Raw genomic sequence first — 24,285 nt, 5'->3', positions numbered from 1 at the left:
GGTTTCTCCTCTCATGGTCCGGGCCGGGACGTCGCGCCCGTACCGGCGTCACGCCCCGGGGACGGCCGTCCTCGCCTCGACGAGCGCCCTGGTGGCCTGGATGTCCCGTTTGCCGTTGGCGTTGACCTCGATCCCGGGCACCACGTGCACCCGCCGCGGCACCAGTTCGCCGGGCAGCAGGGAGGCGAGCTGGGTGCGGATCTCGCGTTCCGTGGGCGGGTTCCGCGTGCCCTCCTCGTCGAGGACCACGAAGGCTTCCACCGCGTCCAGGACGCCGCCGCGGATGACGTCGAACGCGGCGTCGGCGATGCGCGGCAGGGACAGTGCGTGGCGGCGCAGCTCGGCCGGTTCGAAGCGGTGGCCGCTCACCTTCAGCTGGCCGTCCTTGCGGCCGAGGTGGAGCAGCACCCTGTCGGGCAGCACCTCGACGATGTCGCCGGTGCGGTAGGACCTGCCGCCGAATTCGGGGTCGTCGAAGAAGCGGTCGCCACCGCCTCCCCCGAGGTAGCCGCGGGCGATGCCGAAGCCGCTGATGATCAGCTCGCCGTGGCCGCCGACGCCGACCGGGGCGCCGCGGTCGTCCACCACGTAGGCGCCGGTGTTCCAGGCCGGGGAGCCGATGGGCACGGTGGGCAGGTCGGGCAGGTCGGACACCGTGGAACGGTGGGCGCAGCAGCCTATGGTGGTCTCGGTGGGTCCGTAGTGGTTGACGACCTCCACCCCGTCGAGCCGGTCGCCCATCTGCCGCAGCATGGCGGGTTCCAGGGGCTCCCCGCCGATCATCAGGCGTTTGGCGGCCGACCGGTACTGCGGCCTCAGCATCCGCTCGAACAGGCGGAAGTGGCTGGGGGTGGCCTTGATGAAGTCGTAGGGGCGGGGCCGCTGGGCGTACAGGCGCGCGTAGTCCCAGGAGCCGTCCATCATGACGATGGTGCGGCCGTGCGCCAGCGGCACCCAGAGGGTGGTGAGCGCAAGGTCGTAGCTCATGCTGGCGAACAGCGGGCAGGCGGCGCCGCCGGCGTCCGGCAGGACGTGGGTCGCCGCCCAGCCGATGTAGTTGACCAGGGAGCGGTGCTCCACCAGCACGCCCTTGGGCACTCCGGTGGAGCCGGAGGTGAAGACGACGTAGGCCAGGTCGTCGTGGCGGGGGCCGCCGTCCGGTACCGGGGCGGCGGCGTCCGCCGGCAGATCGGGCAGGTGTGTGGTGTCCACCGTCGGGGAGCCGGAGGCGTACTCCACGGAGCCGGTGCCGTCCCACAGGACGCAGCGGGGCTGGACCTGGTCCAGGATGAGCCGCACGCGTCCGAGGGGGTTGGTCGGGTCGATCGGCGCGTAGGCCGCACGGTTGGCCATCACCGCGATCATCGCCGCCACCGTCTCCGCGTCGCGGCGGGCGATGACACCGATGATGTCGCCGGCCTCCACGCCGCTCTCGCGCAGTCCGGCGGCGATGGACATGCTGCGTCGCCACAGTTGCCGGTAGGTGACCGTGGTCGCGCCGCACTCCAGTGCCACCGCGTCGGGTGTGACAGCGGCGCACCGGCCGATCAGCTCCACCACGGAGGACGCCGCCAACCGCCGGCGTTCGCCGACGAGGGTGGCACCCGGGAACACGCCTGCTCGGTGACCGGTCACGTCATCGCCCTTCTTCGTCTCGTGGAACGGCCCGGGTCTGCTGCGGACCGGTGCCGCTTCTTCCGGATCGTCCCGGGGCCCTTCTGAGGGATCCTCGTGGAGGAATGGACGGCGTCCGGTGCGCGCCCTCGGCGTGCGGTGGGGATGGGATCCCCCTGGTGCCGTTCGGGCATGGGAGGGGCGCCGGGCCTCGCGACGCCGCGGACATCCGTCACAAGGGCCCTACCGCCAGCCCCGGCCGGAGACACCGCGGAAGTCCCAGGCGTCGAGCCGGGTGAGGTCCGGCAGTCCGGCCGGGGCCGGTGCGGCGCCGGTCTCGCGGATCAGGAGGCTGGGAAGCGGCCGGTCCCGGGTGGGGCGGCCGGTCGGTTCGACGAACCCGGCGCCCAGGTCGGCCAGGACCTTGGCGGCCGCCTCCGGTGTGTCCCGGGTCCACATCAGCACGCGGGTGCCGGGCAGGGTCTCGTGGGCGGTGCGCACCAGGTCGGCGTAGACCTCCCCGGTGCGGGCCTCGCACTCCACGACCGTGGTCGGGGTGGGGCCGTCGTCGCTGTCCACGCCGGAGCGGTGGGCGACGAGGTAGCCCTGCGCGCGTCCCTCCTCCGACCGGGCGACGAGGTAGAAGTAGCGGGCCAGGGGGTTGGCGGCGCGCCATGCGAAGTAGGAGGCGTCGCGCGCCACACGGACCCGGCCGTCGTCGGGCACGTCGCGGGCGACCTCGGTCATGGCGTCGAGGTCCGGGGTGCGTGCGGCGGTGATGCGCAGCCCGGAGCGCGCCCCGCGCAGGACGGGCAGGTCGTCCCAGGGGCCGTGGGGGCCGGCGCCGGTGGTCCGCGTCAGCACGGACTGTCCCCAGACGCCGACCTGCTGCCAGCCGCGGATGAGCAGCGCCGGTACGGTGCCCTGGTCGCCGAAGTCGAGCAGCCACGGGATGCCGTCGCGGCGCAGCCGCGTGAGCACCTCGTCGACCATCTCGTGGAAGAGCGGGCTGTTGCGGTGGCCGTCCGCGAGGATCGTGTCGGTCAGACAGGGCAGGGTGAAGCGGCGTCCCCGGTACTCCCAGGGGGAGCCGAACACGCCGACCACGCCGACCAGTGCTGAGCCGTCGGCCGGCCCGGTGCGGGCCAGCACGGTGTAGCGGTCGTCGAGGAAGGGGCTGGCGTTGTACTTCCACTCCAGGTACGCCTGGTTGCCCGTGGGCCCTCCCGCCCACAGTCCTTCCTGGAGGGCGCAGACCTCGGCGTGGTCGGCGGGGGTGCACCCGGTGAGGGCGATGCCGGCGGCCACGTCAGGCCACCGCCCGCTTGGCGCACACGAACCGGGTGATCGAGTTCAGGGTGCGGAAGGTGTCCTGCTTGACGTCGGCACCGGTGATGGGGATGTCGAACTCCGTCTCCAGCGCGACGAACAGCTCCAGGAACTTGGCCGAGTTGAAGACGCCGCTGTCCTGGAGGTCGTAGTCGGCCGGGACCGACTCCACCAACAACAGGTCGCACAGGAGGGTGTGCAGGCGGTCGAACACCGCGCTCTCGGTGGGCGCAAGGCCGTCTTTCATGTCTCGTCTCACCTGTCTCGATCGGACGTGCCACCGGGGATCGGACCGTCGCCGTGCTCCGCAAGCTAACGCGGCCGGAAAACCAGCCGGGTAACTGCGGCGCCATCCTCGTGGGAACTGCCGTGCCCGGCGTGCGGCGGCCCCTTGGTTACCGGCACGGTGCGGACCGCGGCGCCGCGGTTACCGCGCAGTGGGCAGGGTGCGGGGTGTCCGTGGCTACCGTCGAACGGCCGGGCGTGCCGGGCACGGCCCGCGCGCCCGTCACCCCCCTGGGCAGACACGCACCGCGCCGCCGGTGCCGGAAGGAGTCCTCGTGGCCGTAGGTCCCCGCATCGAGCGCACCACCGTCGGTGTCGCGCCTGTCCGCGCCGGACGTCCCGCGGCGGAGGTGGAGTCGTACACGCTGGACACCGGCGCCGGGCCGGCGGTGACGGTGTGGAGCTACGGCGCCACCCTCGTCGACGTCCGTGCCCGGGACCGGGAGGACCGGTACGCCAACGTCTGCGTGCGGTTGCCCGACCTCGGCGCCTACCTCGACCGCTCGCGCAATCCCTACGTCGGTGCCACCGTGGGCCGCTACTGCCGCTGTGTGGCGGGCGGTGAGTTCGACCTCGGCGGCAAGCGCCACACCCTGGACCGCAACCAGGGCGCGCACCACGTGCACGGCGGTTCCGAGGGGCTCGACCGGCGCGTGTGGTCGGCGGAGGCGTCGCGGGACGGTGACGCCCTGGAGGTGCGGCTGTCGGTCTGCAGCCCGGACGGCGACCAGGGCTATCCCGGCGAGCTGACGGCGGGCGCGCGCTACCGCGTCGGTTCCGACGGCACGCTGGTGGTCGAGTACACCGCGACCACCACGGCGCCCACCGTGGTGGGCCTGACCAACCACGCCTTCTGGAATCTCGCGGGCGGGGGCACCGTAGACGGACACCGCCTGCGGCTGGACGCGACGCACGCGGTGCGCTTCGACCCGGACCTGATCCCGCTGCCCGGCCCCCCGGAGGACGTGCGCGGCACCGCGCGGGACTTCACCGTGGAACGCCCGCTCGACGGTGTCGCCGTCGACAACTGCTTCTTCGCCGGGGGCGGTCCGGTCCTCGCGGAGCTGTCGGACCCGGTCAGCGGCCGGGTGCTGCGGGTGTCCACGGACCAGCCGGCCGTCGGCGTCTACACCGGGGACTGGTTCGCCGAGCGGCCGCGCTGCGGGATCTGCCTGGAGACGGGGGCGCTGCCGGACGCGCCGAACCGTCCGGACTACCCCTCCGCGCGGCTCGACCCGGGCGAGGTCCACCGGCACCGCACCGTCTACCGCTTCGGCTGCGACACCGACTGACGGGTCACGGCAGCGGGCGGTACAGGTGGGTCCGCCGCCGTCCCGTGGTGTCGCTGAACACCGTGCCGCAGCGGCGGAAGCCCAGCAGTTCCAGGCAGTCCACGGTGGCCGCGAGATCGGGGTTGGCCTCGGCCCGCAGCACGTCCGCACCGCTGTCGGCGGCGAGCCTCACGGCCCGCCGCACGCACAGCGGTCCGGCGAGCGAGGCGGCGGCGACGAGGTCGGGCCGGACGGCGAGCCTGCTGAGGTAGGCGGGCGCCTGGGCCCGCGGGAAGACGCCCGGCGGTTCCTCGAAGGCCGGTACCCGGGTGAGGGTGAACATGGCGGCGGTCCGGCCGTCGCTGCGCATCAGGTGCACCAGGCCGTCGCGGACCAGTGACTCGGTGGTGGCGATGTTGCGCCGGGGCACGGGCGAGCGGAACCGCTCCCCCTGGTACCGGTCGCTCAGGCACAGCAGTTCGTGGACCTCGTCGGCGTCCGCGGCGACTTCCCAGGTGTGTGTCGTCAAGGCGCTTCCCGGCATCCTGATCTCCTCACGTCCGGATGGGGCCGCCATTGTGTCGGCCACCGCCGAACGGGTCCGGTAATCCGCGCGCACGCCCCGGTAACCGGGCCCCTCGCGGACCGCTCCCGCCACCGCGCCGCCCCCGAGCCCCGGCATTACCCGCCGGTGGCCCCGCCGTTACCGGCGACGGCCGCGCGGCCGGTAGAAAGGCCAGTCAGGCAGACAGAAAGCGAGACCGTGATGCCCGTTCCGCAGCCCACGTCCACGGGGGCGGCCGCTGGCGTGCGCACCACCTTCAACCCCTCGCCGATCGGGCCGCCCAGCATCGGTCTGATCCGTGCGGCCGTCGTCAACTGGGCGCTGGCCCGCCACCACGGTGGCCGGTTCGTGCTCCGCATCGAGGACACGGACGCGGCGACCGGCATGGCCGAGTACTACGAACCGTTGACGGAGGTGCTGCACTGGCTGGGGCTGGACTGGGACGAGGGTCCCGGCGTGGGAGGCGATCACGGGCCCTACCTCCAGAGCGAACGCCGGGAGATCCACCTGGAGGTCGCCCGCAAGCTGTTGGCGGCGGGCGAGCTGTACGAGTCGTTCTCCTCACGGCAGGAGATCGAGGCGCGCAACGCGGCGGCCGGCCGGGCCGCGACGGCCGGGTACGACAACGGCGACCGGGAGCTGTCCGAGCGGCGCAAGGCCGCCTACCGCGCCGAGGGGCGCACCCCGGTGCTGCGGATGCGGATGCCGGACGAGGAGATCGTCTACGACGACCTGGTGCGCGGCAGGATCGTCTTCCCGCCGGGCAGCACCCCCGACCCGGTGATGGTGCGGGCCAACGGCGACCCGCTCTTCGCCCTCGCCAATCCGGTGGACGACGCGATGATGGGCATCACGCACAGTCTGCGCGGCGACGACCTGCTGCCTTCCGTGCCCCGGCAGCTGGCCGTGTACGCGGCGCTGCAACGCATCGGGGTCAGCACCTTCACCCCCCGGTTCGGGCACATCGCCGCAGTCCTAGACTCCCGGGGCAAGAAGCTCACCCGGGCCGTTCCGGAGGCGGAGGTGCTCGGTTACCGGGAGCGGGGGTACCTTCCGGAGGCCATCGTCAACTACCTCGCCTCGGTCGGCTGGTCGCACTCCTTTGCGGGTGCCGTCTTCACCCGGCAGGAGCTGATCGAGGACTACGACGTCAGCCGCATCCGCACGCGTCCGGTCCGGCTGGACACGGCCGTCATCACCGACCTGAACGCCGCGCACCTGCAACGAATGGACACGGCCGACTACACGGCGGCGCTGCTGCCCTTCGTGGTGCGCACCGGAGCGCTGCCGCCGAACCCCTCCCCGGACCAGCGGGAGCTCCTGGAGCGTGCCGTCCCGCTGGTGCGGGACGCCGCGAAGACGCTGGTCGAGGCGGCCGAGTCCCTGATGTTCCTGTTCCTGCCCGACGACGGGGTGCCCGCGCACCCCGGCGACACGGACACCGTCGCGCTGGGCGAGGCCGCGGACCTCCTGGGCGGCCTGGAGGAGTGGACGGCGGACACGGTACGGCTCCGGCTGAAGGAGGGGCTGGGCACCGGTGCGCGCCGGGCGTTCGCCGCGCTGCGGATCGCCCTGACCGGGCGCCCGGTCACGCCCCCGCTGTACGAGACGCTGGCGCTGCTGGGCCGCGACAGCAGCCTGCGCCGTGTCCGGCGTGCGCTCGACGCCGGGCGCCGCGCTCCCCGCTAGCCGCCCGCCGGGCCCGTCACCCTGCTCACGCCCGCCCCGCCCCCACTTCCCCAGGGAGACAAGTGACATGTGCGGTATCGCCGGATGGGTCGCGTTCGAGCGCGACCTGAACCGGGAGCAGCCGACCCTGACGTCGATGACCGAGACCATGGCCTGCCGCGGCCCGGACGCGGCCGGCACCTGGACCGACCCCCGCGGACACGCCGCGCTTGGCCACCGGCGGCTCGCGGTCATCGACCTCGACGGCAGCACCCAGCCGATGGCCCTGGACTCCCCCGCGGGCAGTCTGGCCCTGGTCTACAGCGGTGAGGTCTACAACTTCCGTGAGTTGCGCGAGGAGTTGCGCAGCCGCGGACACACGTTCCGGACGGCCGGCGACACCGAGGTGGTGCTGCGCGGCTACCTGGAGTGGGGCGAGGGGGTCGCCGACCGGCTGAACGGCATGTACGCCTTCGCCGTGTGGGACGCCCGCGCGGCGAAGCTGGTGCTGGTCCGCGACCGGCTGGGTGTCAAACCCCTGTACTTCCAGCCGACGGCGGACGGTGTGCTGTTCGGCTCCGAGCCCAAGGCGCTGCTCGCCAACCCGCTGGCCACCCGGAGCGTCGACCTGGACGGGCTGCGGGAGCTGTTCGGCTTCGTCAAGACACCGGGGCACGCGGTGTGGGCCGGGATGCGCGAGGTCCGGCCGGGCACGGTGACCACCGTCGACCACCGGGGCGTGCGCGAACACGTCTACTGGGCGCTGTCCACCACGGAGCACACCGACGACCTGGACACCTCCGTCGCCCGGGTGCGGGGGCTGCTGGAGGACATCGTCTCCCGCCAGCTGGTCGCCGACGTGCCGCTGTGCCTGCTGCTCTCCGGCGGACTGGACTCCAGCGCGGTGACCGCACTGGCCGCGCGGGAACTGGGCGCCCGGGGCGGCAAGGTGCACAGCTTCAGCGTCGACTTCGCCGGGCAGAGCGACAACTACGTGCCGGACGCGGCGCGGCCCACCCCGGACGCGCCCTACGTGCGTGACATGGTCGCGCACGTGGGCACCGCGCACACGGACGTCTTGCTGGACAGCGGCTCCCTCGCCGATCCGGCCGTGCGCCGGGCGGTGATCACCGCCCGGGACATGCCGGTCGGCACCGGTGACACGGACGTCTCCCTCTACCGGCTCTTCCACGCGGTCCGCCGGCACTCGGCGGTGGCGCTGTCCGGGGAGAGCGCCGACGAGGTGTTCGGCGGCTACCACTGGCACCGGTCGGCGGCGGCGCAACGTGCGGGCACCTTCCCGTGGATGTCACCCGCCAACGGGGTGGCCGCGGGCAGCCAGGGCCGGGACGGCGGCGTGCTGCGGCCCGAACTGCTCGCGGCCCTCGAACTGCCCGCCTACATCGCGGACCGGTACGCCGACGCGGTGGCCGAGGTCGAGCACCTGCCGGGGGACGACGAGGACACCCGTGTGCGGCGGGTCACCTCCCACCTCGGCATCACCCGGTTCATGCGCATGCTGCTGGACCGCAAGGACCGGCTGAGCATGGCGGTCGGCCTGGAGGTGCGGGTGCCGTACTGCGACCACCGCCTGGTCGAGTACGTGCACAACGCGCCGTGGGCCGTGAAGAGCTTCGACGGCCGGGAGAAGAGCCTGTTGCGAGCGGCCGTTCGGGACCTGCTGCCCGCGTCCGTCGTCGACCGGGTGAAGAGCGCGTATCCCTCCATCCAGGACCCGGGCTACACGGCCGTGCTGCGCCGGCAGGCGAAGGAGCTCCTCGCCGCGGCGGACCACCCGGTGTTCGACCTGGTCAGCAGAGCGTGGCTGGAGAACGCCGTGAACGACGAGAAGGCCCCGGCCGTGCGCGGCGGGCTGGAGCGCTGTCTGAACCTCGCGGCCTGGCTCGACGTCCACCGGCCCCGGTTGCTGCTGTCCTGAACCGGCCGCTCGATCACTTGAGAAGGGCACCTGCACACCGATGTCGCCGACCTCCGGCCCCGCGCGCCGGCTGATCGCCGCCGGGGTCCTGATGACCGCGGGCAACGGCGCGTTCCTGACCTGTTCGGCGCTGTACTTCACCCGGGTCGCCGGGCTGACGCCCACCGCGATGGGGCTGGGCCTGACCATCGCGGGTGCGGTCGGCCTGCTGGCCGGCGTGCCGCTGGGGCACCTCGCCGACAGCCGGGGGCCCCGGCGCGTCGCCGTGCTGTTCATGGCGCTCGACGGGCTCGCCGCTGCCGGATACCTGCTGGTCCGTTCGTTCCTGGCGTTCGTGGTGGTGGCGTGCGCTTTCACCGCGTTCCAGCGCGGGGCCCGGGCGGCGCAGCAGGCGCTCGTCGCGGGGTTGGCGGACGGCCCTGGGGTGGTGCGGACGCAAGGGATGATCCGTTCGGCGAACAACGCCGGGATGGCGGTCGGCGCCGCGCTGGCGAGCCTCGCGCTGCGCAGCGGCACGCCCACGGCGTTCGCCGTCGTCATCGGCGGGAACGCGCTGGGGTTCCTGGCCTCCGCGGCGCTGCTCGCGACCCTGCCGGCGGTGGCGCCGTCACCCGTGCCGCCGCCGGGCGAGCCGAAGTGGGCGGTGCTGCGCGACGGGCCGTTCGCGCTGTTCACGGCGCTCGGGGCGGTGCTCGCTCTGCACTCGATGCTCCTGGAGGTCGTGCTGCCGCTGTGGATCACCGCCCACACCCGTGCCTCGACGGCGCTGGTGACCGTGTTGTTCGTGCTGAACACGGTCAGCGTCGTGCTGTTCCAGGTGCGCGTCGGTTCCCGGGTGAGCACGATGCCCGGCGCGGTCCGGGCGTGCCGGACCTCAGGGCTGGTGCTGTTCGCCGCTTGTTCGCTGTTCGCGCTCTCGGCGGGCGGTTCCGCCCTCGCCTCGACCGTGCTGCTGCTGGCGGCCGGCGTCCTGCACGTGTGGGCCGAACTGCTGGTGTCGGCGGCGTCGTGGCACATCACCTTCACCCTCGCACCCGCCGGCAAGCAGGGGCAGTACCAGGGGTTCGCGATGACCGGCTACGGGACGGCGATGATGCTGGCGCCCACCGTGCTGACCGTCTTGCTGCTCGACTGGGGGACGCCCGGCTGGTTCGTGTTGGGCGGGGCGTTCCTCCTCGCGGCACTGCCGACCGGCGCGGTGGTGGCCTGGGCGGAACGGTCCGGCCGTCCCGGCGCCCTGCGCGTCCCCACCCGTTCCCGAGCCTGAGCCGTCCGGCGGGGACCGTCCCACTCGGCCGGACCGCCGTGCTTCACGAGGAGTTGCCACCACCATGACGTCCACCGACCACCTGCGCGCGCACACCTACCTGGGGGCCGGCCCCGGTTTCCCCTGTTCGGTGTGGCGCACACCGTTCGACGCGCTGCGCTTCTTCGCCCGCCGCCAGGGCGATGCGCCGCTGATCACCGCCGTGTCCCATGCCGGCGCCGAGACCGTCCTCGACTACCGCACCGCCGAGGCCGCCACCCGTGCCCTCGCGGGCTGGCTGTGCGCCGAGTTCGGCACCGGCCGGCCGGCCGTGCTCGCACTCGCCCCGGCCAACGACGTGCCGTCGGTGCTGGCACTGCTGAGCGTGTTGCGCGCCGGGTTCGGGCTGCTCGTGCTCGGGCCGGCCGATCCGCCGGAGCGCCGCGCGCAGCAGATCGAGGCCGTGGGCGCGCTGGCCGTGCTGTGCCCGCCGGACACCGACGCGCCCGGTCCCGGCTGCACGGTGCTGCCCCGCTGGCAGGACGTGGCGGAACGGGACCGGCCCCTGCCGGTGCTCGATCCGGCGGCCGACGCCCTGTACTTCGCGACGTCCGGTTCGACCGCGGCGTCGAAGCTGGTGGCCCAGTCGCACGTGAACGCCGTCGCCAACGCCGAGGCGGTGCGCCGCCACCACGGTCTGGTCCCCGGTGACCGGGTGCTGGCCTGTCTGCCCGTCCACCACGTCAACGGCGCGCACTTCACGGTGCTGGGCACCATGGCGGCCGGGGCGCACACCGTGCTCGCCGAGTCGTTCTCGCCGCTGACGTACGCGAGGACGCTGCGGCAGTACCGTCCGCGTATCGCGAGTGTGGTTCCGGGGGTGCTGGAAGCGATCGTGGAGGCGTGGCGGGGCGCGGAGGTGCCCGCGGACTTCGACTACTTCGTCTCGGCGGCGGCGCCGTTGACCGCGCGCACGGCACGGTCGGTCGCCGACCGGCTCGGGGCTCGGGTGCTCCAGGGCTACGGTCTCTCCGAGACCACGAACTTCTCCACCACGATGCCGACGGACCTCTCGGAGGCGGCCTACCGGCGGTTGGTGCTGGAGCCGGACATCCCGTCGGTGGGCGTACCGGTGTACGGCAACGAGGTGGTGGTGCTCGGCGAGGACGGCCGTCCGGCGCGACCCGGTCAGGTGGGTGAGGTGTGCATGCGCGGCTTCAACGTGATGTCCGGCTACGCCGGGAACGCAGGGGCCACCGCCGACGCCTTCCGCGACGGGTGGTTCCACTCCCAGGACCTCGGCTACCGGGTGACGGACGAGGGCCGTGACTTCGTCGTGCTGACCGGCCGGCTGAAGAACATCGCCAAGGTGTCCGGGGAGACCGTCTCCCTGGAGGAGATGGACCGGGTTCTGCGCGCCCTCCCCCAGGTCCGCGACGCGGCCTGTGTCACGGTCCCGGACCGGTTCACCGGTGAGCGCATCATCGCGGCGGTGGCGCTGGACGGGACCGGGGACACCGCCGACGCGTGGGACGCGGTGCGCTCGCGCTTCCCGCAGGCGCTCCTGCCCTCGCACATCGTGCCGGTGCCGCGCATCCCGCGCACCGCGACCGGGAAGGTGTTGCGCCCGCAGCTGGCGTCGTCGCTCACCGAGGAACTGGGGCCGGCGCACTGACCGCCGACGCACCGGCGGCCGGGCCGGTGCCCGGCTCACTGCTCCGCTGCCGGGTCCGCGCCGGGCAGCCCGGCCAGCAGGTCCGCAGCCCGGTTGTGTTCCTCGATCATGCCCGTGGTCGCGAACACCGCCATGGACTCGGCGAGCAGGGCGCGCGCCCCGGCCGGGTCGCCGGCCCGCAGCGCCAGGTCGGCCAGGTCCACGCGGACGGAGGCCACGCCCGCCCGGTCCATGATGCCGGCCCGCAGGTCGAGCGCCCGGTCGAACAGGGCGGCGGCCTGCGCCAGGTCGCCCTGCCGGGCGTGCACCCGGCCGAGGTCGAGCAGCATGTAGCCCTCGCCGATCACGTCTCCGTCGTCCCGGACGATGTTCAGGCCCCCGGTGAGGGCCTTGTTGGCGTCCTCCAGTTGCCCCCGGTGGAGGTGGAGCTGGCCGATGCGCTGGAGCACGCGGGCCTGTCCGCCCAGATAGTTCAGGTCGCGCCAGATCTCCAGCGCTTCACCGAGTTCCGCCTCGACCCGCTGGACGTCACCCTGCCGCAGCAGGACGACCGCGCGCTGGACGATCACGGAGGCCCGTGCCCAGGGTTTGGGACATCGTTCGAAGTCCGCCTCCGCCTCCTGGAAGAACCGCATCGCGGAGGCGTCGCGGCCGGAGAGCCGTTCCAGGATGCCCAGGTCCCTGCGGCACATGCCCAGGCCGTAGTGGTGTCCCAGCGTCTCGTACAGCTCCAGCGCGGCCGTCAGCGCCTTGCGCGCCTCGGGCAGGTGGTGACGGTTGAGGTGCAGCGTGCCGAGGGAGGCCAGCAGGGCCGCCTGGCCCAGGCGGTTGCCGCTGCGGCGCACCGCCGTCAGCGCCTTGCGGTGGGTGCGCGCCCAGTGGTCCAGGTAGCCGCGGGCCTCGAAGAAGGGGGCGAGATTGACGGCGAGTTCCCACGCGTAGTCGTCCTCGCCCTCCTGCACCAGGCTCTCCACCGTCAGGCTGAGGTTCTCCAGTTCGGTGTGCAGCCACTCCAGCGGTGCGGACAGGACGCTGCGGACATGGGCCTCGGGCGGGTGCCAGCGCGGCGCGGGTCCGTTGATCATGCTCGTCCCGAAGATGCGTTCCTGCGCCTTGGTGACCAGCAGGAGCCAGGCGCCGCTCATCCGGCGGATGGCCGCCCTGCGTTCGCTCTCGTCGGACTCCGCGAGCAGCCGGTCGCGGGCGAACAGGCGGATGATGTCGTGGAACCCGTAGCGCGGCTCCCCCGTGGCGTCGGCGCCGACGACGTCCAGCATCTGCACGTCGACCAGCGGCTCCATCAGGTCCGACGGGTAGGGGCTGGCGTCGGGGGCGTCGAGGAGGGCGCTGCCGATCCAGCCGGGGAACGTCGAGCCCTTGGTGAGGCTGAGCAGCCTCAGCAGCCTGCGGTCGGCGTCGGCGAGGTTCTCGTAGGTGACGGACAGGCTGGCCCGTACGGTCATCTGGCCGTGGGTCAGCTCGTCGAGGCGGCGGTTCTCGTCGACGAGGCGCTGCGCCATGGACGCCAGCGGCCAGTGCGGGCGGGCCGCGAGGCGGGCGGCCACGATGCGCAGCGCCAGCGGCAGTCCTCCCACGGTGCCGGCCAGTGCCTCGGCCGCCTCCTGTTCCCCGCGCACCCGGTCCTCGCCGACGACCTTCTCGATCAGGTGCAGCGACTCCCGCTGGTCGAGAATGTCCAGGGTGACGCGGTGGGCGCCGGGGAGCGCGGTCAGCCGTGCCTTGCTGGTGACGAGGACGCCGCAGGAGCGGCTGCCCGGCAGCAGCGGGAAGATCTGCTCCTCGCTCACCGCGTCGTCCAGGACCACCAGGATCCGCCGGTCCGCCAGCATGCTGCGGTAGGTCTCGCCCCGCTCCTCCAGGGAGTCCGGTATCGCCGGTCCGGGCAGGCCGAGTGCCCGCAGGAAGCGCCCGAGGACCTCCCGGGGCGCGAGCGGGTCCGCGCGGCCGCCGCGCAGCCGGCAGTAGAGCTGGCCGTCGGTGAAGTGGGTCTCGGCCAGCTTGTGCGCGACCCGGGTGGCGAAGGTGCTCTTGCCGATGCCCGACCGTCCGGCGATGACGACGACGCCTGTGGTCCGGTCCGGGGAGGTGCTGGTGAGTACGGACTCCACCTCGGCGATCAGGTCCTGGTGACCGACGAAGTCGGCGGTGTCGATGGGCAGTTGACGTGGTATGTGGTCATGCCTGGCCGGCGTACGGCCGTCCGATAACGTTGTCTCCGCGGGCGCTTCCCCGGCCGGCCGGACCATGGCGGGCCGGGAGTGGGCGGCGGCCGTGGCGACCGCGGGCTGCTCCAGTCGCAGGGAAGCGTCCTCGGTGAGGATCGCCCGCTCCAGCCTGCGCAGGTCCTCGCCGGGTTCCAGGCCCAGTTCCTCCCTGAGCAGAGCGCGTCCCTCCCGGTAGGTCTCCAACGCCTCCGCCTGCCGGCCGGAGCGGTACAGGGCGAGCATCAGCTGGCCGCGCAGCCGCTCGCGCAGCGGCTCCTCGCGCACCAGGGCGGCTATCTCGGCGGTGAGCTGGTGGTGGCGGCCGAGCCCCAGTTCGAGTTCGAGGTAGGACTCGGTGGCGGTCAGCCGCTCCTCGTCGATGTGCCGGGCGACCCGGGCGAGGGCGTCGCTGGGCGTACCGTTCAGGCACGGGCCGCGCCACAGCGCGACCGCCGCGCGCAGGGTGGTGGCCGCCTCGGCGATCCGGTGCTGCCCAACCAGCGCATCGGCCTCGGCGACGGCGCGCCGGAAGACGTTGAGGTCGAGGGCGGAGTCGTCGATGTGGAGGACGTAACCCGGCGCATGCGTCACGATGGTGGCCTCGGCACCGGCGTCCGCGAGGGCCTTGCGCACCCGCGACACACAGATCTGCACCTGGGTCCGGGCCGTCTCCGGCGGCTCCCCCACCCAGAGCAGCCGGATGAGGTGGTCGACGTTCTGCAACCGCCCGCTCTCCAGCAGCAGGGCGGCGAGGAGGACCTGCTGCCGGCCCGGCGTGATGCGCACGACGCCCCGGCTGTTGCTCACCACCAGCTCGCCCAGCACCTGGAAGGCGAAGCCCGCGGCCCGATCGCGATGCTGGACCTGCGCAGCGCCCATGTACCCTCCTCGACACGCACAACACGCACCACAACTCAACACACGTGAGTGAGTGTAAGTGTCACCGGCCTGCGTAACCGAACCTGACGACGAGCTGAACAACGCGCACCGGGGCGGGCAGGGCACTGACGGGCGCCATGCCCGACGGTGACCGCGATACGGACAGCGGCTGGTCAGCGGTCTGGGATGCCGGGGCGATAGCGCCGAGTTAATCCGATGTCAGATCATCACCCGGGGCGACTCCAGGGGCGTCGCCTGCCCGTACCGCTTCCGAAAGGGCTTTCCAGTCATGAACGGTGACCTCTTGCGGATGTCGTATGCCGGTCCGGCGGTGGCGGCGGCCGGTGTGAAACACGTGCTGCTCACCTACCACTACCTGGACATCGGGGACATCGACGGATACGCCTCCCTCACAGAGAAGGACGTGACCCTCAGCCACCCCGGCAGCCCGCTGCGCAGCGGCCGCGAGGCGGTGCTCAACGCCCAGGCCGAGCAAGCCACTTCATTACGACGGCACGAACTGGAGACCGTCATCGCGGCCGAGGACACGGTCGTGGTGCTGGGACGTGTGGTGGGGTGCGGCCAGGAGGGCGCGGACGGCGTGGACTTCGCCGACGTGTTCACGCTGTCCGAGCAGACCCTCGTCAACGCCTGCCGCCGGTACTACTACACCCCGTCGCCGGGTGCGGTACCGGTGTCGCCGGGAAGGTAGGGGCTGCCGGCGGGCCCCCGCCCGCACCGTGACGGCAGGCCCCCGCTCCGGCCGGCCGTGCGGTCCACACCCCCCACGGCGGCTTCCGTCGCGTCCCGGTCGTCCATCTCCGCGTGCCCGGCCAGAACGGCGGCCAGCGCACGGGTGTGTCCCTCGAAGGCGAGTGGCGCGACCTCGCCGAGCACACGACACGCCTGGGTCTCGCTGGTCCGCGCCGGTTCGGGCAACTCCGCCGCCCGACGTTCCGGCAGCAGCACGAACAGTTCCAGGGTGTCCCGGGTGCTGTACGCCCCGAAGAGCCGCGCGCCGCGCGCCGACGCCTCGAAGCCCGTCTCCTCGTACAGTTCCCGCACGGCCGCGTCCCGCCAGTCCTCGCCGGTCTCCACGTACCCGCCGGGCAGCGCCCACCGGCCGACTCCCGGGGGGAGGGCGCGGCGGATCACCACGAGCCCGCGCGAACCGTCCTGCCCCGTCACGGGTTGCAGCGCGATCGCGACCGGCAGCGGATTGCGCCACTGCGTCTCCCCGCAGGCACGGCAGTCGCGCGGCCAGTCGGTGCCGTCCGCGTACGCGGTGCCGCAGTACGGGCAGTGCGCGAAACGGCGCCCGTGTGTGAAACCCATGAACGCCTCACTTCCCGCCGGACGCCGGCTACGGCTCTAAGCGGCCGCCACGTTAGGCGCTCGGGAGAATGCGCTGTTAACCGGCCGGCTATCGCTGCCGGTCCGGTGGGGGCGCCGCTCAGTTGCCCGGCGGTTCCGGCGCTGTCCCTACAGTCGCTCCGGCGGCGTGGACCACCGGCTTCGGCCTCCGCTTCGCCGGCCGCCGGAGTCCGAGTGGCCTTCGGCATCCGTGTCGTACGTCCGAGCAGAGGAAACAGCTATGGAACGATCTGTCTCCGCGCCCTCAGGCGTCCTGTCCACGACGCATCCCGGTCCCACGCTGGGGAGCTTCCGGGCGTCGCCGTCCGACCCCCACGTCGCGCTGCGGGAGCGGCTGCTGAGCAACGCGACGCCCTTGCCCGGTCCGACGGTACGGGCGCTGCCGGGCCACCGGACCGACGACGCCGACGGCCTGCATCAGGAGATCACCGAGCAGTTGTGGGGCCGGGGCCTGGCCGCCGTCCAGCTCGACGAACCACTTCCGCACGACCGCTATACCGAGCTGGGCCGCTTCCTGGGCACCGCGATACCGGAGTCCGACCCCGCGGTGCAGCCGTTCGTCCAGGGTGGTGTCGTCCTCAACCTGCGCAGCGAGCACGCGCCCACGGCAGAGGTGTCCTTGCAGCCCTTCGCCCGCAACTCGCTGAGCCTGCACTCCGAGAGCAGCGGTGCCGCGGTCGCCGACCAGCCCCGGTACATCGTGCTGCTGTGTGTCGAGCCCGGTGACCAGAGCAGTTTCGCCCGGACCGTGCTGACACCGATGCGAGCGGTGGCGCGCCGGCTGTCGCCCGGCACGCTCCAGGTGCTGTCCCGCACCCGCTACCGCGACAGCCCGAAGGCGCCGGCCATCGCGCGCCACCTGGACGGCCGGTGGGTGTTCTCCTACCGGGACTTCCTCGACCAGGAGCTGCGCTGGACGCAGAGCGATCCGGAGACCGACCCCGGGACGGTGAACGCGGCGCTGCGCGAACTGCTCGCCGCCATGTACGCGCCGGACGAGGCGGTCGGTGTGCACTGGCGGCGGGGACTGCTCGTGGTGATCGACAACACCTACTACTTCCACGGCCGGACCGCCGGCGCCACCGCGCCGCCGCGGCGGCAACGGCACCTCCAGCGCCTCCGTATCCGTTAGGACCCGGCCAGGCCGCCGTCGTCACCCGCAGGCCGTCACCCCCCCACCGAACGAAGGCGCAGAAGTTGATGACACTGTTCGACTCCCTTGCCGTCCCGCGTCCCTCCCACGCGTCGCCGGAGGCCCTGGCGACATCCCGGCGCACACCGCGGGCCACCGGTCTGTCCGACGCCTTCACCACCCGCGTCGACGAGCGTGTGCTCGACGTGTTCGCCCGCGCCCGCCGTCCCGACGACCCGCTGGAACTGCGCGACCTGTGGCTGGGCCGGGTGGAGCACGAGCTGGGACAGCAGTCCTACCACACCGCTCTCGCCGAGACCTGGCGCGGCAGCCGCCCCCTGCGCACGGTCGAACCGGAGCAGGTGCTGTCCTCCCGGGCCACCGTCCGGTTCGTCAAGGAGCTGTTCAACTGGTACTTCCGCGACGACCTGTACGGCGGGCTGCGCAACCAGGCGCAGTACATCCTCTCCGGCGGCGCCGTCGACGAGGAGCGGTGGGGTCTGCCGCACAGTCTCAAGGAGTGCATCCGCTTCGCCCTGGACCGCGACTGGTACGGCTACTCCGACTCGCGGGGACGCTACCCGGCGCGTGAGGCGATCGCCGCCTACGAGAGCGCCCGGCTCGCCGGCGTGCGCTACCTGCCGGAACACGTGGCGATGACCATGGGCGGGACCTTCGCCGTCAGCACGATCGCCGACTTCGTGCTGCACGGCGTCTCCCCGGCCACCGCACCGGCACTGTGCGCCGTCCCCAACTACCCGCCGCTGGTGGAGACGATCGCCCGCCGGCACGGCGTGCAACTGGTGCCGCTGGACAGCGCGCACGGCCGCACCGACATCGAACCGCTCATCGCGGCCCTCACCCCCGACACACCCCTGGTGCTGCTCCAGACCGTGGGCAACCCCACCGGGGCGGCCGTCACCGAGGAGGGTCTGCGCCGCCTCGTCCGCGCGGCCTCCCCCTCCACCGTCATCGTCCTGGACGAGTGTCACGAGTGGCTGGGCGAGTACGAGGAGCGCTGCGCCGAGCGCGCCGCACCCAACGTGGTCCGGGTCTCCAGCCTGTCCAAGACCTGGTCGGCACCCGGTCTCAAGGCGGGCTGGTTCCTCGCCGACCCGGCGTTCATCGCCGAGTACTACGAGTACGCCTCGTCTTCCTTCGGCGGGCCGCCCTCGTTCTTCTACACGATCGTGGAAGTGCTGGCCCGCATGGAGCGCTGGCTGATCACCGGACTGACCGAGCCCGGCACCGGCGAACTCAAGGAGTTCGAGGCGTCCTACGGGCTCGACCTGGAGACCCTGCGCCATGCCTTCCGCACCTACCGGACGGAGCGGCTGCGGCGGGTGTCGGACCTGACCGCGCTGCGCGACGCGGCGACCGTGCGTCTCGCGGACACCCCGGCACGGGTGCTCCGACCGCACTTCTCCATCAACACGGCGGTGGAGCTGCCCGGTTGGGACGACTCCTACCACTGTTTCCGCGACGTGCTGCGGGAGACGGGCGTGTCGCTCTTCCCCGGCCTGCTCACCTTCTGCTTCTCCGGGGCCGTCATGCGGATCACCACCGCCCGGCCCTGGCAGGACCTGGCGCCGGCCCTGGACCGGCTCGACGCGTACCTGCGGGGCGCCGCATGAGCACCTGGTACTCCCCCGGTGGCAAACAGGCGCTGGTCCTCGGCATGGTGCACCTGGCGCCGCTGCCCGGCACCCCCTTCCACCGCCCCGACACCTTCCCCGAGATCCTGGACACGGCGGTGGCGTCCGCTCGGGCCCTGTACGAAGGCGGCGCCGACGGCTGCCTCGTGCAGACGGTCGACCGTGTCTACGATGTCGCCGACGAGTCCGACCCGGCGCGTACCGCGGCGATGGGCCTGATCGTGCGCGCGGTCACCGAGGCGACCGGCGCGGACTTCCGCGTCGGCGTCCAGATGATGCGCAACGCCACCCGGGCCTCCCTCGCCGTGGCGCGGGTGGCCGGCGGTGACTTCGTGCGGGCCGGCGCGCTGGTGGGCCAGACCCTCACCGCCCACGGCATGGTGCGGCCCGATCCGCTGACGGTGATGGCCTACCGCCGCTCCATCGACGCGGAGGGCGTCGGCATCGTGGCGGACATCGACTCCATGCACTTCAAGTGGTTCGGTGAGGACAAGACCTGTGCGGAGGTGGCGCGCGCGGCCCGTACCGTCGGCGCCGACGCGGTGGCACTGTCCCACCCCGACGAGCGCACGGCCCTGCGCATGATCGAGTCCGTCCGGGAGGCCGTTCCGCAGCTGCCGGTGATCCTGGCCGGGCACACCGACCACGGCAACGCGGCACGACTCCTCGCCGCCGCCGACGGCGCGTTCGTGGGGACGTGCCTGGAGAGCGGGGGGTGGGGCGGCAGGATCGACGCCGACCGGGTGCGCCGCTATGTCGACGCCGTCCGGGAGTCCGGACGATGACACCCCCGCACACCTACCCGGCCTCCACCCCCGCACCCGTCGAAGCGGAGGTGACACTGCGCCAGGCCGAACGGCTGGCGGACGACATACGTGTGCACGCCGGTGCCTTCGACGAGCAGGCGAGGGCGCTGGCCGACACCGCGCGCCTCACGGACGTCGAGTCGGTGGTCCTCGTCGGCGACGGGGACAGCGACCACGCCGCGCGGGCCGTGGAGATGGCGTACCGTTCCTTCGCCGGGGTGGACTGCCGGCCGATGAGCGCACTGCCCTTCGTCCACTACTGGCGGCCGGCCGCCGGGTCCGCCGCCCGGGTGCTCACCGTCGCCGTCTCCGCCTCGGGCCGCACCCCGCCCGTCGTCCGGGCGGCGGAGCGGGCACGGGCGGACGGCGCCACGGTCGTCGCCCTCACCGGGGACGCCGCGAGTCCGCTGGCCCGCGCCGCGCACGGCACGCTCCACCTCGCCCTGCCGGACCAGGAGCCCTCCCCGGGCATCCGCACCTACCAGGCCAGTGTGCTCGGCGCCCTGCTGCTGGCGACGGCGCTGGGCACGGCACGCCGACACCTGACCGGCGCTGACGCCGACCTGCTGCGCGGCGAACTGCGTGCGCTGGCCGGCCCGGTGGAGGCCACCGTGGGCGAGGCCGTCGAACGGACCCGGCCGCTCGCCGGGCGCATCGCCGACGCACCCGTGCTGACCGTGCTCGGCAGCGGGCCCTCCCACGGCACCGCCCTGTACGCGGCGGCGAAGGTGATCGAGACGTCCGGCGTCTTCGCCGTCGGCCAGGACCTGGAGGAGTGGTGCCACGTCGAGCGCTTCGCCGGCCCCCGTGACCTGCCGGTACTCGTCGTGGCTCCGCCCGGCCGCAGCCTCGCGGACGCCCGGCGGGTCGTGCGGCGCGCCATCGAACTGGGCCGGCGGGTCATCACCGTCGCCGCCCGGGACGACCTCGGCGCCTTCGACGCCCCGGAGGTGCTTCCGGTCCACGGCCGGGCGCGCGAGGAGTTCTCCCCGCTGCTGCACGGACTTTTCGCCGCCCCCCTCGCCTGCCACCTCGCCCGGACCCTGAACCGCACCCCGTTCGCAGCCGGGCGTCCCTGACCGGTCCGCCCCCACCGCCCCCTGTCCGGCGCCGTCAGGACGACCGCCGCCCGGGGCGACGACCACCGTCGACAGACCGAAAGGAAAGAGAACATGACCGAGACGACCCACCGCGTACCCGTCGAGCAGGCCCTCGAAGTGCTCAGCGAGGAGCTGCACAGCCTCGCGCCGGCCGAACGGGAGGCCAAGGCGGTGGAACTGCTGACGGTCCTCGGCCGGAGCAAGGCGGCCGAGGCCACCGCGCCGACGCCCGGTGGCACGACCGGGCGTACGCCCCTGCTGATCTGCGACTGGGCCACCGACCTCGGCCTCGACGGAACCACCCAGCAGCTCGGCATCCCCATGGCCCCCGGCCCCACCCGGGTGTCCAAGACCGCCGACGCCACCGGACGCTCGCTGCTCTCCAGCGGCCACGTCGGCGCCGACATCCTGCACGTACCGGCAGGCAGCGGCTTCGCCCCGCACACCCACCCCGGCGACCACCTGCTGTTCGTACTGGCGGGCACCGGGACCATCGCCGTCGCCGGGGAGATCATCGAGACACGCCCCGGACAGGTGTACATGGTCGAGGGAGCCATCACCCACGCGGTGGGCGCGGTCACGGACCACATGATCCTGTCCGTGGGCGCCCCGCACCGCCACCTGGACAGCCCCGAGCGGCAGGAACTCACCGAGTACGCCGCGCTCCTCGGCGACCTCGGCCGGATCACCTGCCGCCTCTGCGACATCGAGGCCTCCAGCGGTGAGGAACTGGCGGCGAAGGGCTGCCCGCACTCCCCTCACCGTTTCGGCTGAACGAGGGCCCCGCACGATCCCGGACAGGAGGCACGCCATGCCGCACGACCAACTCACCGTACCGGTGAGCGACCCGCGCACCGGACGGGAACGGCTCGCCGTCCCCGTCGGCCGCGCCGCCGACACCCGCGCAGCGGTGACCGCCGCGCGCGGCGCCCAGCCCGCCTGGGCCCGGCTGACCCCCCGTGAGCGGGCCCGGCGCCTGCTGCGGTTCGCTGACCTCGTGGAGGAGAACCTCGCCGCCTACGCACAGGCCGAGCAGGCCGGCACGGGCAAGCCCGCCGAGGAAGCGCGGGGCGAGGTGGAGAACTGCGCGGACCTGCTGCGGTTCTTCGCCGGCGCCCAGCGCGCCGACACCGCGCCCGCGGCCGGGCGGCGCATGCGGGGCCGGGAGAGCTGGGTGCGGTGGGAACCCATCGGAGTGGTCGCCGCGATCGTGCCGTGGAACTACCCGCTCATGATGGCCGCCTGGCGGATCGCCCCGGCGCTCGCCGCCGGCAACACCGTGGTGCTCAAACCCGCGCTGACCACACCGGACACCGCCCTGCTGCTCGCCCGGGACGCCGCCGCGACGCTGGGTCCGGACGTGCTCGTGACCCTGCCGGGCGACCGTGAGACCGGGCGGCTGCTGGTCGGCGAGGACGTCGACGCCGTGGCGTTCACCGGCAGCGAGGCGGGCGGCCAGGACGTGGTGGTCCGCGCGGCACTGCGCCGGGTCAGCCTGGAACTGGGCGGCAACTGTCCCGCGCTGGTGCTGCCGGACGCGCCCGGGGACACCTGTGCGGCACTGGTGCGGGCCGTCACCTACAACGCCGGTCAGAGCTGTGCCGCGCCGGCGCGGGTCATCACCCTGCGGGAGAACTACGACCGGGTCGTCGAGGGGCTGGCCAAGGCGATGGGCGACCGGCGCGCCGGCGCGGACTTCGGACCGCTCAACAACGCCGACCAGGCGGCACGGTACGACCGCATCCTCGACAGCAGCGGGGCGGGCGTCGACCACGTCGCGGACGTCGCACCGCGGCCGGGCGAGGAGCACGGCTTCTGGCGGCCCGGCCGGATACTCGCCGATCTGGCCCCCGACGACCCGGCCGTCGCCCAGGAGGTGTTCGGCCCGGTGCTGACCGTGCAGGCGGCACGGGACATCGACGAGGCGGTGGCCCTGGCCAACTCCGTGCGGCAGGCGCTCGCCGCGAGCGTCTGGGGCTCGGACACCTCCACGGTGCTCGCCGTCGCCGACGAGGTGGACGCCGGAGAGGTCTGGGTCAACTGCCACCTGGACCAGACCGCCGAACTGCCGCACGGCGGACGCGGCAGTTCGGGCCACGGCACGGACATGAGCGTCCTCGCCCTGAGCGAGTACCAGCGTCCCAAGACCGTCACCGTGAGCCTCGACCGGCACTGAGACCGACGCGCCGAGCGCGTCGACGAAGGAGAAGAGGAACATGGGCCTTCCGCGGGCCGAACGGACCGACGACGAGGTGTACGCGAGCGTCCGTGACCTCGTCACCCGCCAGTTGCCCCCCGACGCCGGCCCTCTCACGCCGGCCCTCCCGCTGCACGAGGCCGGACTGACCTCCCTGGGCACCGTCGCGACGATGGTGGCCATCGAGGCAGAGTTCGGTGTCACCTTCCCCGAGGAGCTGGTCAACCCGGCGACCTTCCACGACCTGACCAGCCTGACCAGCGCGGTCGCGTCGATGCTCGCGGCCCGGAAGGCCGCGGCGGACGCCCCGGGGACCAGTGCGGGGGCCGATGATGCCGTCATCTGAGCCGGCCGTCAGGTTCGGGGTCCACTCCGGACAGCAGTACGAGACGTACGGCGACATCCTGGCGCTGTGGCAGCGGGCCGAGGAGCTGGGCTACGACTGGTGCTCGGTCTTCGACCACCTGCGTCCGCCCATGGGCGGCCCGGACGGTCCGTGCTTCGAGGGCACCACCCTGCTCACCGCGCTGACCGCCCGGACCCGGCGGATCCGCGGCGCCCTCATGGTCGCGCCGGTCGCGTGGCGTCACCCGGCGATGCTGGCCGCGGTGGCCGCGACCATCGACCACGTCAGCGGTGGACGGGTGGAACTGGGCATAGGCGTCGGCGGCGCCGACCTGGCGCACGACCAGTACGGCTTCCCGCGGCTGCCCCGCACCGAGCGGCTGAAGCTGCTGGAGGAGACCGCCGCCGTCCTGCGGGGCCTGTGGTCGGGTGAGCGGTTCTCCTACACCGGAGAACACGTCCGCATCACCGACGGATACTGCCGGCCCGCACCGGTGCAGTCCCGGCTGCCGCTCGTCGTGGGCGGTGCTAGCGCCCCCGTCGTCGACGTGGTCGCCAGACACGGTGACGTGTGGAACAGCCTGCTCACGGACCCGGACCGGTACCGCCGACGCACCGAGCTGCTGGCGTACGCGTGTGAGCGGGCGGGCCGCGACCCCGCGGAGGTCCGCCGCTCGATGACCTTCCGCGCCCTGCTCGTCGAGGACCCGGCGGAGCTGCCGGGCAGGCTCGACAGGCTGCGTGAGGTCTACCCGCCCGATTCCCCGGTGTGGCCCGAGTACCTGGTGTTCGGCACGCCCGAGCAGTGCGTCGAGGCCTTGCTGCCCTACCGCGACCTGGGCGTCACCGACTTCGCGCTGGGCCTGCGCCCACCGGTGGACTGGGACACGCTCACACTCTTCGCCGAACACGTCGTCCCACGGCTGCGTCCCGCCGCCGTCCCCGCGTGAACCGACCACTCCGCCCGCCCCACGAACCAC

General features: G+C 73.1%; 20 protein-coding genes. 14 read left to right on the top strand and 6 right to left on the bottom strand.

Going from position 1 to position 24,285, the window contains the following annotated elements:
* Positions 1–48: 48 nt before the first annotated feature.
* From AB0N63_RS01580 to AB0N63_RS01570, 3 genes are all read right to left on the bottom strand, one after another.
* The gene (locus AB0N63_RS01580) at positions 49–1,635 is read right to left on the bottom strand and encodes an amino acid adenylation domain-containing protein (RefSeq protein WP_365522554.1); all 1,587 of its coding nucleotides are present in this window, start codon (positions 1,633–1,635) and stop codon (positions 49–51) included.
* 222 nt (positions 1,636–1,857) lie between these two features.
* Positions 1,858–2,922 carry a hypothetical protein gene (locus AB0N63_RS01575; protein WP_365522551.1) on the bottom strand — a complete coding sequence of 355 codons (1,065 nt, stop codon included), beginning with the start codon at positions 2,920–2,922 and terminating at the stop codon, positions 1,858–1,860.
* A 1-nt stretch (position 2,923) separates the two neighbouring features.
* Entirely contained in the window at positions 2,924–3,190 is a 267-nt protein-coding gene (locus AB0N63_RS01570) for an acyl carrier protein (RefSeq protein ID WP_365522548.1), read from the bottom strand.
* A 313-nt stretch (positions 3,191–3,503) separates the two neighbouring features.
* Here AB0N63_RS01570 and AB0N63_RS01565 point away from each other — a divergent pair, with 313 nt between their 5' ends.
* Positions 3,504–4,520 (top strand): aldose epimerase family protein, encoded by a 1,017-nt coding sequence (locus tag AB0N63_RS01565; RefSeq protein ID WP_365522545.1) that lies wholly within the window; start codon positions 3,504–3,506, stop codon positions 4,518–4,520.
* Between the two features lie 4 nt (positions 4,521–4,524).
* Here AB0N63_RS01565 and AB0N63_RS01560 read toward each other — a convergent pair whose 3' ends face one another.
* On the bottom strand, positions 4,525–5,028 hold the full coding sequence (locus AB0N63_RS01560; RefSeq protein ID WP_365522542.1) for a hypothetical protein: 504 nt from the start codon (positions 5,026–5,028) through the stop codon (positions 4,525–4,527).
* A gap of 279 nt (positions 5,029–5,307) precedes the next feature.
* Here AB0N63_RS01560 and gltX point away from each other — a divergent pair, with 279 nt between their 5' ends.
* The 4 genes from gltX (at position 5,308) to AB0N63_RS01540 (ending at position 11,592) form a co-directional block, all read left to right on the top strand.
* Positions 5,308–6,753, top strand: a complete 1,446-nt coding sequence (gltX, locus tag AB0N63_RS01555) for a glutamate--tRNA ligase (protein WP_365522538.1) — start codon at positions 5,308–5,310, stop codon at positions 6,751–6,753.
* A 67-nt stretch (positions 6,754–6,820) separates the two neighbouring features.
* Positions 6,821–8,671, top strand: a complete 1,851-nt coding sequence (asnB, locus tag AB0N63_RS01550; RefSeq protein ID WP_365522535.1) for an asparagine synthase (glutamine-hydrolyzing) — start codon at positions 6,821–6,823, stop codon at positions 8,669–8,671.
* A gap of 40 nt (positions 8,672–8,711) precedes the next feature.
* The gene (locus tag AB0N63_RS01545) at positions 8,712–9,938 is read left to right on the top strand and encodes an MFS transporter (RefSeq protein WP_365522533.1); all 1,227 of its coding nucleotides are present in this window, start codon (positions 8,712–8,714) and stop codon (positions 9,936–9,938) included.
* A gap of 64 nt (positions 9,939–10,002) precedes the next feature.
* Entirely contained in the window at positions 10,003–11,592 is a 1,590-nt protein-coding gene (locus tag AB0N63_RS01540) for a fatty acid--CoA ligase family protein (protein WP_365522531.1), read from the top strand.
* A gap of 35 nt (positions 11,593–11,627) precedes the next feature.
* On the opposite strand, the gene AB0N63_RS01535 is transcribed toward AB0N63_RS01540, so the two are convergent.
* Positions 11,628–14,696 (bottom strand): BTAD domain-containing putative transcriptional regulator, encoded by a 3,069-nt coding sequence (locus AB0N63_RS01535; RefSeq protein ID WP_365522528.1) that lies wholly within the window; start codon positions 14,694–14,696, stop codon positions 11,628–11,630.
* Positions 14,697–14,985: 289 nt separating this feature from the next.
* Here AB0N63_RS01535 and AB0N63_RS01530 point away from each other — a divergent pair, with 289 nt between their 5' ends.
* Positions 14,986–15,408: a nuclear transport factor 2 family protein gene (locus tag AB0N63_RS01530; protein ID WP_365522525.1), complete on the top strand. Its 423-nt coding sequence runs from the start codon at positions 14,986–14,988 to the stop codon at positions 15,406–15,408.
* Here the strand turns inward: AB0N63_RS01530 and AB0N63_RS01525 are convergent.
* A complete protein-coding gene (locus AB0N63_RS01525) occupies positions 15,363–16,031 on the bottom strand; it encodes an NUDIX domain-containing protein (RefSeq protein ID WP_365522522.1) in 669 nt (222 codons plus the stop codon). The genes AB0N63_RS01530 and AB0N63_RS01525 overlap by 46 nt on opposite strands.
* Before the next feature lie 259 nt (positions 16,032–16,290).
* Between AB0N63_RS01525 and AB0N63_RS01520 the strand changes: the two genes are divergently transcribed.
* The 8 genes from AB0N63_RS01520 to AB0N63_RS01485 all read left to right on the top strand — a co-directional run bounded on the left by AB0N63_RS01520 (position 16,291) and on the right by AB0N63_RS01485 (position 24,255).
* Complete coding sequence (locus AB0N63_RS01520; protein ID WP_365522519.1) at positions 16,291–17,202, top strand: TauD/TfdA family dioxygenase; 912 nt, start codon at positions 16,291–16,293, stop codon at positions 17,200–17,202.
* 68 nt (positions 17,203–17,270) lie between these two features.
* Entirely contained in the window at positions 17,271–18,836 is a 1,566-nt protein-coding gene (locus AB0N63_RS01515) for a pyridoxal phosphate-dependent aminotransferase (RefSeq protein WP_365522515.1), read from the top strand.
* Positions 18,833–19,642, top strand: a complete 810-nt coding sequence (locus AB0N63_RS01510; protein WP_365522512.1) for a BtpA/SgcQ family protein — start codon at positions 18,833–18,835, stop codon at positions 19,640–19,642. Before AB0N63_RS01515 ends, AB0N63_RS01510 begins: the two co-directional genes overlap by 4 nt.
* The gene (locus tag AB0N63_RS01505; protein WP_365522509.1) at positions 19,639–20,742 is read left to right on the top strand and encodes an SIS domain-containing protein; all 1,104 of its coding nucleotides are present in this window, start codon (positions 19,639–19,641) and stop codon (positions 20,740–20,742) included. The genes AB0N63_RS01510 and AB0N63_RS01505 overlap by 4 nt, the downstream gene beginning before the upstream one ends.
* A 93-nt stretch (positions 20,743–20,835) precedes the next feature.
* Positions 20,836–21,537 carry a cupin domain-containing protein gene (locus tag AB0N63_RS01500; protein WP_365522506.1) on the top strand — a complete coding sequence of 234 codons (702 nt, stop codon included), beginning with the start codon at positions 20,836–20,838 and terminating at the stop codon, positions 21,535–21,537.
* A 37-nt stretch (positions 21,538–21,574) separates the two neighbouring features.
* Entirely contained in the window at positions 21,575–22,939 is a 1,365-nt protein-coding gene (locus AB0N63_RS01495; RefSeq protein WP_365522503.1) for an aldehyde dehydrogenase family protein, read from the top strand.
* Positions 22,940–22,979: 40 nt separating this feature from the next.
* On the top strand, positions 22,980–23,306 hold the full coding sequence (locus tag AB0N63_RS01490; RefSeq protein WP_365522500.1) for a phosphopantetheine-binding protein: 327 nt from the start codon (positions 22,980–22,982) through the stop codon (positions 23,304–23,306).
* Positions 23,293–24,255, top strand: a complete 963-nt coding sequence (locus AB0N63_RS01485) for an LLM class flavin-dependent oxidoreductase (protein WP_365522497.1) — start codon at positions 23,293–23,295, stop codon at positions 24,253–24,255. Before AB0N63_RS01490 ends, AB0N63_RS01485 begins: the two co-directional genes overlap by 14 nt.
* Positions 24,256–24,285 lie beyond the last annotated feature (30 nt).

The sequence above is a fragment of the Streptomyces sp. NPDC093260 genome (genome assembly GCF_040683715.1).
GTDB classification, from domain to species: domain Bacteria; phylum Actinomycetota; class Actinomycetes; order Streptomycetales; family Streptomycetaceae; genus Streptomyces; species Streptomyces sennicomposti.
This window is presented reverse-complemented; position numbering and strand designations above follow the sequence as displayed.